Genomic DNA, 12,824 nt, shown 5'->3' with positions numbered 1-12,824 from the left:
AGGGAGCCACCCGGGCAGGTCCATCCCAGGAATGTGGGGTCTTCGAGGGGGAGGCCGGTCAGTGCGTGGGGCCGGGGAGAACTCAAGGAGACACGGAACGTGCGGGCGGCCCTGGGCGTCTTGTGGGGGATCGGGCGAGACTCCTCGCCCATCCCCTCCGTCTGGAGAATTGAATGGGACTCGCCGAACGCAAGGCCGCGAAGCAGTTCGAGGAGACGCACTACCCGAAGATCAAGAAGGACGTCGAGGCCGCCGCGCGCTTCGAGGTGCCCATCGAGGTCGACTGGGCCAGTCTCACGGCGGAGGGTTATGCGGACCTCTACGCGGAGGCGTGGCCCCAGGTTTACTTCAGGCCGCTCATCGGTGCGTTGGCGGCCCTGGGCCAGGACGACCTGGGCCGGGAGTTCCTGCGAGGCGCGCTCAAGCGCATCGTCATCCGCAATTCGTCGAGCAACTCCTCTTCGTCCAGCATCGCCACGTTTCAGGACGGGGTGCTCACGTTGGACCACGAGCCCGTCACGAATGTGGACCAGGTGGAGGACCGCAAGGAGTCCATCCGGAGGACGATCGAGGCCGCCCCGGAGCTGCCGAACCCGTACACGGGTGACTCCCTGCGTGCCTTTCTGGATGCGGATGCCAAGGGGCTGGACGCCGTGCTCCAGGTGTTGCTGCGCATCAGCGGGCGGCAGCGTTCGGGGATTCCCCTGCTGCTGCCCCGCGCGACGTTGTCCCTGCGCAGTGGCCGCGCCGTCACTGGCATCGTCCGAGAGATGCTGGAGGACCGTCGCGAGGGCCGCGCCATCCTGCTCCTCATCCCCCGCGAGAGCGGCTACCCCAAGAGGACGCGGTCATCATCCCCGTGGGCACCATCGAGACCGTCACGGTCCACGATGTCGCGTCGTTCGGTGAGCTGAAGCGCGATGCCGTGCCTGTTCCTTCACTGCTCGAGCTTCGTCGTCAGCTCGGCGCGCTGGAATCCCGCTTTCGAGCCGTCACGGAGTCTCCGCTGACGCTGGCGCTGGCCCCCGGAGTCAATCCCGCGAGCGCCGAGGAGCTGCGCGCGCTCGGCTTCCTCGTGGCGCGTGTACATGAGGTGCTGGAGTCCCTCCAGAAGGACGATATCGGCCGCACCGCGCTGAGGGAGAAGGTGAAGCGCATCCAGTTGCGTACGGACCTTCACGCCGCCGTCACCGTCTCGAGTGGGACGCTGGAACTGGTGGCGGGCCTGCGTCCCGTGAGCTGGCAGACGCGCGAAGAGCTGGAGCAGACGCTCCAGGCCGCGCTGTAGCGCCCACGTCACGAGCGATGCCTTCGCCTCCCCAGCGCGGACCCCACTGTAGGGGCTCGCGCACGGGTGAGGCACTTGCCGCGGAGTGAGAGTCCCCTGCTGGCGGTGACGCGGAGTTTCCGTGCTGGTGTGACACGAGCCTGATGCTGAACTGGCTGAGCTTGATGCGTCGGGGCTGCCATCGAATGAGGTGTGCACGACTGAGTCGCGATATACTGCGGCCCACGGACTTGATGGTGAATTGCGCGAGTTTGCCAGGAGGAGGGGAATTCAGTGGGAGCTGTGGATGGGGGCTCTGGCGAGATTGTCTCCGTGGAGGGGCTCTCCGCGACTCGCGGTGACTTCATCATACTGGCGAACCTGCGAATACCGCGCATTGCGTTCTGTGAACTGAGTGAGGCGGAGTATGCGTATTTACTGGTTGTATGTTTGTGACTTCGGCCATGCCTGGCACATCGAGCGGGATGACGAAATTGTTCCGAACTTCGCGGAGCAGATCTGCTCCAAGGGGCATCCGGCGGTTACGGGGTCTCGTCATGTCGCGATGGACCTGGTGGAGATACGATTCAGGCCAGCGGGTCGAGTAGTTGATCCGTATAGGCCCCCCGGAAAGCAGAACGCGTACGAGAAAGATTTCCATCTGGTGCTCACGGCAGTCGGGGGCACGGAGGAAGTTGTCTCACAGCAATTGTATAAGTGGCGCGAGGTGCTTGCACTTGCTGAGCGATTTCAGGGAAGGCCCGTGGAGGAGTGTTTCCGGCGAATGAGGGAGAGTGGGCTCTGACTTATGCCGGTGTTGTTTCAGCGTTGCTGGCGAGTGTCGACAGTTATGTGTGTGGGTGATGTCATGGGAGATGGGAATGGAAAGCGACTTCCTGCTGCCCCGTCCCGACCTGCGGCTCTGGAGCTTCACCAGATGGACGCCCTTGTCGGTCTCCACGACCTGACCAATCTCAGACGACGACTGCAGACCGAGCGCCGTCTCCGCCAGCGCGGCGCCCCAGGCCTGGGTCAGCTTCTCCCGACTGTGGGAACCCCAGGTCTCCCCTGCGGCCTTGGAGGCTGCGGCCTGCGACTGCTGCGAGGCCGCCAGTTTGAACGCGCTCTTGATGGGGCCGGCTTCCGTCGCCTTCAGGTCCGACAGCAGCTTCACCACCAAGGCCCGTGCCTGGGGCCGCTTCGCTGAGTCCGCCTGCAGTGCCTTCTATGGGGGGCTGTACCTCGACTCGGGCCGCACCGCCCCGTTGTCCGGCACTGTGATCGCGGGGTGATGGCCGTCGAGGCAGGGCCCGCTGAGGGATGGGTAGCCCCGCTTCCACGGGAACTGGCCGGTCGGACTACCCGGGGGGCTTCAGCGTCGCAGCGCCACAAGGACGCCACGCCGGCGCGTCAGGCACTGTCCGCGACAGGTGCTGCGAGCGGAACCCCTTGGAAAATCAAGGGGTTCCGCTATGACCCCGACAGGAATCGAACCTGTGGCCTGCGGTTTAGGAAACCGCCGCTCTATCCAACTGAGCTACGAGGTCGGACGGCTAAAGCTGCGGAACTACTTGTACTTTCTGATGAAGGGCCGCCACCTTCGACGAGTCCTTCACCCCGGTCCGTAAGCAGTACGTAACCGGCCAGCGCGTTATAGCAGGCGGCTGGAGGCGTGCAACGAGAGTGAGGCCCTGGCCGAGCTGCCACTCTCCGAGCGGCGCCCCTGACGCCTATCCGACAAAGGGGGAGGCAGCCGACGCGGTCTGCTCAGCGGGGACCAGGTGGCCCGCTTCCTCGCCTCAAGGCCGAGGGACGCAGCGGGCGCCACCACCGCCCTGCGCAATGGCAAGAGGCGCGCTGGGGGTGAAGCCTCCGCGTGCGGCACGTGAACCCTCCGGTGCTACCGTCCCTGTTCCAATCACATCGGCTGGCCAGGGAAGGCGCAGGACCTCGCTGAGTGACGGAGGTCTTGTATGCGTCGTGCTGATGCACGAGGGCCTTCGATCTCCCCTCTGTGATGCCGCCTTGAAACAACTGTCCATCCCAGCGTGAGAGGTTTCTGCCCGAGGATGGCGGAAACGCATGCTGGATCACGAAGTTTCATGGAGGCCCATCAGAATCCTGAGCCGCCACTTCGTTGGGGCAAACAAGGGCGGGTCTGAAACCGGTGGCAGGTATGCAATGGTACGTGGATTGCTTGTTGGGGGCGACTCTTCACGAGAATGGAGTCGTGCGGATGTTCTGGAAAAGAATGGTTGTCATTCTGGGAATCGGTGTCGGGGCGGTGGCTTGTGGTGATAGCGACAACGAGGGTGGAGGGGATCCGTTGACGCCCGAGGAGTGTCTCGCGAAGGGAGGGAGTCCACGGGGAGATCCGGGAGATGGAAGCACCCACAGGGACGGGTGTCCTCTGGGGCAGCGGTTGCTCGGAGACCTCGTGTTCGGCGAAGAGGGAGGCATCTGCTGCAAGTAGTCGCCACCCAGATGTTCAGCCGCCCATATCCCGTGGGGGCGACTGCTCGGGACCTGGATGGCCCAGGTCCCGAGTGCGTCATGGCTCATTCTCGCGAGCCATGTCCGCCTGTCATTGCTGCCATTCCCTTCCCATGGGCAGCTCTCCGGTCCGTACCCCGGCTCTGCTTCGTGTGCTCGTGATCTGCGAGCCCGAGAAGGTGATGGTGTAGTACCCGCCCGCTGCTGGACTGCTCGTGCGAGGCGTGTAGACCGCGATGTCTGTCTTGCTGTCTCCGTCGTAGTCGCCCGTCACGGGAACATCGCCGACCCCGCCGAGGAACTTCACGTAGGACGTCCCCGTCGAGCTGTGGACGTAGGTGAAATAACCGCCGCCGTCGTTCGTGGGCCAGCGGGGCGTGTAGAGGGCCAGGTCGCTTCGGCCATCGCCGTCGTAGTCCCCGACGACAGGAATGTCTCCGACCTGTCCCATCGTGTCCCAATCCCAGGCGTTCTCCGCAGGCTTCCACACCGTGAACCATCCACCCCAGCCCGTACCTGCTTTATGCTTATACATGGCGAAGTTATCGAGGCCGTCGCCGTCGAAGTCTCCGACGATGGGCGTGTCGTCGGGCTCGCCCATTAGGAAGGTCTGCGGGAGACCATCCAGACTCGAGAGCCACCGGAACTCTCCATAGTACAGCCCGGAAGGGGTACTCTTAGGGGCGGTGAAGTGATGGTACACGGCGATGTCCGTGGTCCCATCGCCGTCGTAGTCAGCGGCGATGGGGATGTCGCCCTGCTCCCCATAATCGAACCAGCTCCAGTGCTGCCCCCGGCTCCGCCACACCGTGAAGAACCCCGCGGCGTTGGAGTTCTCGGCGGGAGTGTACACCGCGAAGTCCGTGAGGCCGTCTCCGTCGTAGTCGCCAGTGAGCGAGATGTCCCCCGGGAGACCTCCTGGGAAGCGCATCGGCCGGGGAAGCGAGCTGGCCTGGACAGTGAGAAGCCCTGTCTGCGGCATGGCGGGTGACTCCCAGTACCAGGTGAAGTCCGACTTCCCATCCCCATCGAAGTCATCCTTCCGCCCATAGATGGGCGCGTCCGTGTAGACATGGACCTCCCAGGGGCCGAACGTGTCGGTCCATCCACCCTGGCTGGAGTTGTAGAGGATGCTGCTGCGCTGCTCGAAGAGGGGGCGAGCCGGCGAAGTTCCATTCCAGGCAACCGGAGTGATGGGGCCGGTCACCGCCGTGGGCGTGCGGTTGGCGACGATGAGGATGTTGTGCTGTCCGATGGTGCTTCGGATGCCCTCGAGCTGTCCGGCGCCGGCATCGGGCGCGAAGCCCCCAAGGGCATACGTTTCGTCCGAGAGCAGCGCGGGCTCCAGGATGCGCAGCTGCGAGGCGACCTTCTTGATGTCCCACCAGAGCTGAGAGTCTTGCTCGATGTTTTCCGTTCCCCACCAGAAGATGCCGCGAGCCTCATGGATGATGGAGGAGTACGCCATGAAGCGTGTCTCCGTGTAGTTGGGTCTGCGGCCTATTGTCGGTCCCATGTGAGAGCTGCAGCACTCGGCATAGCCCTGTCCCTGAAGCACTATCAATATGGGGCCCGCGGGGGAGTAGGGTGCCACGAAGTTGTCGTCATGGAGAACCTTCATGGCTTCGATGCTCTCCGCCGGGTGATTGAGGGGGGCCAGGGGGAATGGTGGAGACCCGCCGCCGGGCAGGAGGGAGATGGGGTACCTGTCCTGTCCCCACGCGTTCGCAGCGGCCCTCCATTTCCGGTACTCCGATGCGGGGAAGCCGGGGATGCCTTCCCAAGCCGCAACGCCCTCCGCATCATTGGCGGCGATCTCCGTGTAGTAGACATGGTGCGCCGGGTCTCTCTCGTTGACGAACGCGCGGAAGCTCGTGGCCTCCTCCACCGTGGGGATTCGAGCACGATTGGAGTCTGTCTTGGGCCCGTCAATGGCCCCGCCATCCCATACGATCTGTCCTCCTCCATCCTTGTTCCAGCCCATCTCGTCCATGGAGTCATAGCCAAGGAGCGCCGGTTTGGCCTTCAGTTCCTGGATCTTGAGGTCCAGGTCGCTACCGACATGGTGCTGAGCGGCCACCTCTCGCACCCAGTGGAGCTCACTTTCCCCCTCTCCTCGGTGACTCCAGTTCCAGGCCTTGGCCAGGGCGTGGACGCCGCGCAACTCCAGCTTGTCCAGGTCGGCTGCCGTCAGATCCTGCATGTCCAGGATCAAGGTATTGAATCCCACGCGCCCCAGTTCATTCAGCGCGACCTCTGTCTTGTCGATGTTTGGGAAATCATCCGAATCACCCGCATCCGCGGTGACTCGATCAGGATAGTCGAAGGCGCCAATCACGAAGAATCGCTTGCCTTCGTGAATCCAGAAGGGTGCTCGAACAGTGGGCCCAGGAACTTCGGTGGGGTTGCAGATCGGCCGTGGGTCCAAGGGGCCGCAATCCGGATCAGCGAAAGAGATCTGCGGCACGACCAGACCCAGCGCGGCGGCGGTGCCCGCCAGTAGCAGTCTGAGTCTTTGGGATGATTCAGGAGGAGCTGATTTCATGGAGGAGTGTCATACACATCGCGAACTTCTCCGTCGATGATCTCCGCCAGCGCGAGAGCCATTCCTTTCCGTGTGGGCCAGAGTCAAGGGCGGGAAGGAGGGGCTCGGGTGTCTGGGATTGCCAGCGGGCCTCACGGGATCCTTCTCCGGCCGGATGGAACGACCTGGGCCGCCGGGCTGCTGGATGCCTGCTCGACCGCTTCGGGCCCGAGAAAAGGGTCCTCGCTCGGGAACAAATTCGCCCCGGACCCTGTCGATATGTACGAACGTACACATGGAGGGTATCTTCTCCCTGAGCCAGGAGTCCCATGGCGACCCGACGAAACGACCCCGACCGACGCGACCGCATCATTGACGCCGCGCTCTCGGTCATCGCGGAGGGTGGGGTGGCGGGCACTTCGCACCGGCGCGTCGCGGACCGGGCCGGGGTGCCTCTCGGCTCGATGACCTACCACTTCACGAGCATGGACGAACTGCTGCGCGAGGCCTTCACCCGCTTCGCCGAGCGTGTCAGCGAGCGCTTCACTGCGCGACTCTCGGCGGTCGCTTCTCGTGACGAGCTCGCCACGGCCATCGTCGATCTGGTTCACAAGGACCTCGTGGCCGGTCCCGACGACCTGGTGCTCACGCTCGAGCTCTACACCCTCGCGGCCCGGAAGCCCGCCTTCCGGCAGATCACCCACGACTGGATGCGCCGCAGCCGCGCGGTGCTCGAACAGCACGTCGACGCGCGAACCTCCCACAAGCTCGACGCCTTGATTGAAGGCCTGTTCATCCACGTCAGCCTCGACCCGACACCGCACGGCCGCGACGTCACTCGCGACGCCGTGCTCCAATTCCTCTCATCCTAGAGCCGCTGCCTCATGACCATCCCCCTCCGCCCCCCGGTGCTCCGCGAGCACCGAGCGGCCCGCGCCGCCGTCGCGGTGCTGTTCCTCACCAATGGCGCCATCTTCGCCAACCTGTTGCCGCGCTATCCGCAGATCAAATCCGACCTCGGGCTCAGCAATGCCCAGTACGGACTCGCCGTCGCGTCCTTCCCGTTCGGAGCCCTGGTGGCCGGGCTGGCCGCCGGAGCGCTCATCCGTCGCTTCCGCTCGTCACGGGTCGCCGTGGCCGGGACGGTGCTCACGGGGTTGGGCGTGTTGTGCGCCGGTGTCGCGCCCTCGTGGGTGGCGCTCGCGGTGACACTCTTTCTCGCCGGCAGCATGGATGCGATCACGGACGTGGCCCAGAACTCCCACGGCCTGCGGGTGCAGCGTCTCTATGGCAGGTCGATCCTCAATGGGTTCCACGCGGTCTGGAGCATTGGCGCCGTGCTGGGGGGACTCATGGGCGGGCTCGCCGCGGGGCTCAACGTGCCACGTGGTGTCCACCTGGGTGTCTCGGCCCTGGTCTTCTCACTCGTGTCGTTGACCGCCCTGCGCTACTTGCTGCCCGGCCCCGAGCCCACTGCGTCCAATGTCTCATCCGAGGACGCGTCGCAGCTGGAGAGTGACCCGGCACGCCGTGGAGCGCCGGGTCGACTGCGCCTGGGGCTCGTGGTCGCCGCGCTGGTCCTGATTGCCCTCGGCGGAGCGCTCGTCGAGGACGCGGGGTCGACCTGGGCGGCTGTCTATCTTTCCGGCACGCTCGGCGCGGGCGTCGTGGTCGCCTCGTTCGGATACGTGGCGCTCGTGGGTTCGCAGTTCATCGGGAGGCTGCTCGGCGACAGGTTCGTCGACAGGTTCGGACAGCGCGCCGTGGCTCGGGCAGGAGGCGGGCTCGCGGCGGTGGGCATGGGGGCGGCTCTGCTGTTCCCGTCGGTGCCCGCCACCATCGCGGGGTTCGCGCTCGCGGGCTTCGGAGTCTCGACGCTGGTGCCCGCCGCCATGCACGGTGCTGACGAGCTTCCCGGACTGCGACCTGGCACGGGCCTCACGCTCGTGAGCTGGTTGATGCGCCTGGGCTTCCTCTTGTCGCCTCCCGTGGTCGGCCTCGTCGCCGACGCCGTGGGACTTCGCGTGGGGCTGCTCGTGGTGCCGCTCGCCGGCGTGCTCGTGCTGTCCTTGTCCGGAGTTCTGTCGGCCACCCGCCTCCCTGAGAAGCGGTCCGGCTGAGCGGGCCGCACGGGGGGACGGATCCACCATCCATCGCGGAACACTGCCGCGAGTTGCACGGGGCCTGTCGCCAGGGCCCTGGCTTCGGAGGGGCGCGCGCAAGTACAACCCGGGTTGTCAGGCGGGCACGTCGCTCGCCGCCCCTGGACCCATGCTCGCCAACCTCCACAACGCCGACATTCCCCAACCCGTGCTCGACGTCATCGCCCGGCTGCGAGAGCTGGGCCACGCCGTGTATCTGGTGGGCGGCTGCGTCCGGGACATGGTTCGCAAGGTTCACCCGAAGGACTTCGACGTGGCCACCAGCGCGCTCCCCGAGGAGGTCCAGCGCGCCTTCCGCAAGGTCATCCCCACGGGCATCCAGCACGGCACCGTCACCGTCGTGCAGGGCGGCACCCACGTCGAGGTGACGACGTTCCGCTCGGAAGGGGACTACCTCGACGGACGGAGGCCCAGCTCCGTCGCCTTCGAGCGCGACATCGTCAAGGACCTGTCCCGCCGCGACTTCACCATCAACGCGATGGCCTACAACCCACTGGACCGCGACCTCGCGGACCCGTTCGGCGGCCAGACGGACCTCCAGGCCCAGCTCATCCGGTGCGTGGGTTCGGCCCTGGAGCGCTTCTCCGAGGACGGTCTGCGCCCCATGCGCGCGGTCCGCTTCGCCGCGGTGCTCGGCTTCTCGCTCGACCCGGACACCCGCGACGCCATTCCCGCGACCCTCGCCGTGTTCCGCAAGGTGGCCCTGGAGCGCGTGCGCGAGGAGCTGACCAAGTTGCTGCTCTCTCCGCGCGCGGAAGGGGGGCTGCTGCTGCTCGCGGAGACGGGGCTGCTGGACGTGTTCCTCCCCGAAGTGGCCCGAGCCACCCCGGAAGCCGCCCAGCTCGCGCGCGCCGCGGTGCAGGCCGCGCCGAACGACATCGAGATTCGCGTGGCCGTGCTGCTCGCGGACCTCGTCGACCGCGCCCAGGCTCGTGACATCGGCCTGCGGCTCAAGTTCCCCAACAAGGTCGCCGACCTGGTGGCCCTGCTCGTGGAGACCGCGAAGTTGGAAGAGCGCTTCTCGGACACGGACCCCTCGCTGCGCCGACTCCTGGCTCGCGTGGGGCTTCCCCAGCTTCCGCAGCTCCTCGCGGTGGCCCGGGCCCGCGTCCAGGTCCGTGCCCCGGAGCGCCTGCCAGACCTGGAGCGCCTGTTCGCGCGGCTGGAGGCCCTGGCCGCCGCGAAGCCGCCCCTGGTGCCCAAGGACCTGGCGCTCACCGGGGGCGATATCATGGCCACGCTCGCCGTCGGCCCGTCGCCCATCGTCGGCGAGGCGACACGCTTCCTCATGGACTCGGTGCTCGACGAGCCTGCCCTGAACACCGCCGAGGGCCTCAAGCAGCGGCTCCAGGCCTGGCAGTCGGCTCGCACGGGGGCCTGAGCCCGGCCGGTGGGCGGCCCTCCCACCGGGCTCTGGGGTCGGGTTTGGGGGGCTCCCCCCGTCCTCCCGCGTGCGCCCGGACGCTGGGGCGTGTAGGAAGGGGCACCATGCGAGTCGTCGTTGCGATGAGCGGCGGGGTGGATTCCTCGGCCGCTGCCGCCCTGCTCAAGGAACAGGGCCACGAGGTCATTGGCATCACCCTGCGCGTCTGGTCCTACGAGGGCAAGGCGAAGTGTGGGAGTTGCTGCAGTCCGGACGATATCGATGACGCACGCGCCGTCGCCCAGACGCTCGGGATTCCGTTCTACGTCGCCAACGCGGAGGAGATCTTCCAGGACCGCGTCGTCAATCCCTTCGTCCAGTCCTACCTCGGTGGGCGCACGCCCATCCCGTGCGTGGCCTGCAACCGCGACGTGAAGTTCAACTTCCTCCTCAAGCGCGCCCGAGCGCTCGGAGCGAGGCTTGCGACCGGCCACTACGCGCGTGTGGAGGAGACCGACGGCCGCTTCGTCCTGCGCCGCGCCGTCGACGCCGCGAAGGACCAGAGCTACTTCCTCTTCACGCTCGGCCAGGACGAGCTGCGCGACATCGTCTTCCCCGTGGGGGACATGACGAAGGCGGAGGTCCGCGCCGTCGCCGAGCGCCACGGCCTGACCACCAGCCACAAGCCGGAGAGCATGGAGATCTGCTTCGTGCCGGACGGTGACTACGCGGGCTTCGTGGAGAAGGTCGCCGGCCCCCAGCCCTCGGGCGAGATTGTCGATGGGGACGGCCAGGTGCTCGGCACCCACCAGGGCATCCACCGCTACACGGTGGGGCAGCGCAAGGGGCTCAACCTGGGTGGCGGACAGGTGCGCTACGTCCAGCGACTGGAGCCGGAGACCCACCGCGTGGTGGTGGGCAGCGCCGAGGAGACGGGGCGTGATCGCTTCGGGCTGCTCCAGCCCCACTGGGTGGATGCGCCACCGTCCCCGGAGACGCCCGTGGAGGTCCGCATCCGGCACCGCCACGCGGGGGCCGCGGGACGTGTGGAAATCTCGCCCCATGGTCTCGTTTCGGTGAAGTTGGATGCCCCCGCGCGAGCCGTCACCCCAGGACAGGCCGCGGTGGTCTACGCTCAGGACAAGGTGCTGGGTGGTGGTTGGATCGTCTGAGCTCGAGTCGTCTTGAGGAGGAAGCGGGACATGGCGCAGCGCCTCATGGGATGTCTGCTCGTGGCCGCGACCGCGAGCCTGGTCACCGCCTGTAAGGAGCGCTCGGACAAGCCCATCGCCGGGTTGCTCGCGGCGGGGGCCCCGGTGCTGCGTACGCAGGGCAAGGAGCAGCGCACCGTCGCCGTCGGTGCCCAGCTCACGGGGGACGCGCTGCTCACGGCCACCGGTCCCGCCGTGCTCGAGTACTTCGGCGGAGGCCTGCGCTTCCTCGAGAAGGGCGACACGCTGGAGATTGGCGACGCGGACGAGGCGAAGCTCCACGGCTCCAACCTCCCGGCGCACCGGTGGGTGGAGGGCAGCGTGCAGGAGGCGCCTCGCGCGCTGCGCATCGTCGCCGCCCGCTACACCAACGTGCAGGTGACACCCAAGAGCGCGCACGAGGACGCGTACACCTCCACGCAGTACTTCGTCGCCTTCTTCACGCCCAACGGCTTGCAGCGGCTGGGCTCGGACACCGATCACGAAGGGCCGCACACGCCGCTGCCCGCGCCGCCGTTCCGTCCGAAGGTCCCCTTCATCCATGCGGGAGACCTGGGGGAAGGTGGGCTGGTGGCGGTGGTGGATGATGGCTTCGCCGTAGCGGAGACGGATGACCTGGCCACCGCCGTGCTCCTGGAGGGGCGCGAGGTGCCCCTGGGCCGCACCGTCCGCCTGCTCGTTCCTGATGGGGCGGAAGTCACCTTGAGGGCGAAGGACGGCTCCGAGGTCGAGGTCGAAGGCCCCGCCGACCTGCGCCTGCGCTGAGGCGTGGGACAGGGTGGTTTGTCCTCGCGGGTGCGCCTTCTGTAGAGTCCACCGTCCCTCGCGGAGGTGTGCCATGACGAGGAGTGAGCTCATCGAGCGCATCGCGGCGCGTGCACCCCACGTCCCGCGGCGCGAGTTGGAAGCCATCGTCCATGCCGTCTTCGACTGCATGGCGGAGGCCCTCGTGGCGGGAAAGCGCATCGAGCTGCGAGGCTTTGGCGTCTTCTCCCTTCGCACGCGCCGCGCCCGTACGGGACGCAATCCGAAGACGGGGCAGAGTGTCGCCGTGCCGGAGCGCCGCACGCTCAGCTTCGCCGCCGGCAAGGAGCTGCGTGCGCGGCTCAATGCGCCCGCGCCGAGGCAGGAGCCCGTGGGCTCCGTGCTGCCCTCGGTGGCGCTCGCCACGGCGGTGTTGCCGGTGACGTCCGTGGCGCGGTGACGGCGCGGCCAGGACGCCGCTTCCGTGAATTTGACCGGGTGGGGGGTGGGGCGTACTTTGCCTCGACGCCGACGCTACAGGCCGCAACACGGACTCGTGTGGCCCGCTCTGTCCGCGCGCGAGGATCCCTGAGTCATGCGAGACGCCCACCGGATGAAGGAGAAGTTCGACGTCTCTCTCGACAACCGGCAGATTGTGAGCCTGTTGATCGCCGGCATCGTCGTGCTCGGCGCCGTCTTCGTGTTGGGCGTCGTCGTGGGGAAGAAGCTCGCCGGTGACGTGCAGACGGCCAGCGCTCCCGACCTGCTCTCCGCGCTGGATGCCAATGCCCAGGCGCTCCAGGCCGTGCAGCACAAGGACTCCGCGCTCACCTTCCAGGACGAGCTGACGCGCAAGGCCAGCGCCGAGCCCGTCGCCGTCGCTCCCAAGCCCGCCGCTCCCAAGCCCGCCGCGCCCGTGGAGAAGCCCGCGCCCAAGCCGCCCGAGCCCGCCAGGACCGCCGCGATGGCCCCGACGCCGGACCCCGACACGGGCGAGCTGCCCCCGGAGGAGCCCGCCGAGGAGCCCCAGGCCGTCGCTGTCGCCGAGACGCCCAAGCCC

General features: G+C 67.1%; 10 protein-coding genes, 1 tRNA gene and 1 pseudogene. 9 read left to right on the top strand and 3 right to left on the bottom strand.

From position 1 onward, the window contains the following. The first annotated feature begins 173 nt into the window (after positions 1–173). Both HR086_RS17380 and HR086_RS17375 read left to right on the top strand, forming a co-directional pair. Positions 174–914 (top strand): hypothetical protein, encoded by a 741-nt coding sequence (locus tag HR086_RS17380; protein WP_174466164.1) that lies wholly within the window; start codon positions 174–176, stop codon positions 912–914. Then, on the top strand, positions 860–1,288 hold the full coding sequence (locus HR086_RS17375; RefSeq protein ID WP_174466163.1) for a hypothetical protein: 429 nt from the start codon (positions 860–862) through the stop codon (positions 1,286–1,288). The genes HR086_RS17380 and HR086_RS17375 overlap by 55 nt, the downstream gene beginning before the upstream one ends. A 679-nt stretch (positions 1,289–1,967) precedes the next feature. Here the strand turns inward: HR086_RS17375 and HR086_RS17370 are convergent. The 3 genes from HR086_RS17370 to HR086_RS17360 all read right to left on the bottom strand — a co-directional run bounded on the left by HR086_RS17370 (position 1,968) and on the right by HR086_RS17360 (position 6,188). Then, positions 1,968–2,486 (bottom strand): peptidylprolyl isomerase, encoded by a 519-nt coding sequence (locus HR086_RS17370; protein ID WP_256433644.1) that lies wholly within the window; start codon positions 2,484–2,486, stop codon positions 1,968–1,970. A 254-nt stretch (positions 2,487–2,740) separates the two neighbouring features. Further along, a tRNA-Arg gene (locus HR086_RS17365) sits at positions 2,741–2,814 on the bottom strand. Positions 2,815–3,851: 1,037 nt separating this feature from the next. Beyond that, positions 3,852–6,188 carry a VCBS repeat-containing protein gene (locus HR086_RS17360; protein ID WP_174466161.1) on the bottom strand — a complete coding sequence of 779 codons (2,337 nt, stop codon included), beginning with the start codon at positions 6,186–6,188 and terminating at the stop codon, positions 3,852–3,854. A gap of 425 nt (positions 6,189–6,613) precedes the next feature. On the opposite strand from HR086_RS17360, the gene HR086_RS17355 reads away from it, so the two are divergent. From HR086_RS17355 to HR086_RS17325, 7 genes and pseudogenes are all read left to right on the top strand, one after another. Next, positions 6,614–7,156 carry a TetR/AcrR family transcriptional regulator gene (locus tag HR086_RS17355; protein ID WP_174466160.1) on the top strand — a complete coding sequence of 181 codons (543 nt, stop codon included), beginning with the start codon at positions 6,614–6,616 and terminating at the stop codon, positions 7,154–7,156. 12 nt (positions 7,157–7,168) lie between these two features. Next, positions 7,169–8,404 carry an MFS transporter gene (locus HR086_RS17350; RefSeq protein WP_174462087.1) on the top strand — a complete coding sequence of 412 codons (1,236 nt, stop codon included), beginning with the start codon at positions 7,169–7,171 and terminating at the stop codon, positions 8,402–8,404. A gap of 151 nt (positions 8,405–8,555) precedes the next feature. Then, positions 8,556–9,827 carry a CCA tRNA nucleotidyltransferase gene (locus HR086_RS17345; RefSeq protein WP_174462088.1) on the top strand — a complete coding sequence of 424 codons (1,272 nt, stop codon included), beginning with the start codon at positions 8,556–8,558 and terminating at the stop codon, positions 9,825–9,827. Between the two features lie 107 nt (positions 9,828–9,934). Next, positions 9,935–10,981 carry a tRNA 2-thiouridine(34) synthase MnmA gene (gene mnmA / locus HR086_RS17340; RefSeq protein WP_174455322.1) on the top strand — a complete coding sequence of 349 codons (1,047 nt, stop codon included), beginning with the start codon at positions 9,935–9,937 and terminating at the stop codon, positions 10,979–10,981. A 30-nt stretch (positions 10,982–11,011) separates the two neighbouring features. Further along, complete coding sequence (locus tag HR086_RS17335; protein WP_141647738.1) at positions 11,012–11,785, top strand: hypothetical protein; 774 nt, start codon at positions 11,012–11,014, stop codon at positions 11,783–11,785. 73 nt (positions 11,786–11,858) lie between these two features. Beyond that, on the top strand, positions 11,859–12,224 hold the full coding sequence (locus HR086_RS17330) for an integration host factor subunit beta (RefSeq protein WP_141647739.1): 366 nt from the start codon (positions 11,859–11,861) through the stop codon (positions 12,222–12,224). Positions 12,225–12,359: 135 nt separating this feature from the next. Then, positions 12,360–12,824: pseudogene (locus HR086_RS17325) on the top strand (SPOR domain-containing protein); the annotation flags it as partial.

The organism is Myxococcus sp. CA039A, assembly GCF_013336645.1.
GTDB classification, from domain to species: Bacteria; Myxococcota; Myxococcia; order Myxococcales; family Myxococcaceae; genus Myxococcus; species Myxococcus llanfairpwllgwyngyllgogerychwyrndrobwllllantysiliogogogochensis.
The sequence above is the reverse complement of the archived record's forward strand: the minus strand, read 5'-3'. Positions and strand labels throughout refer to the sequence as shown.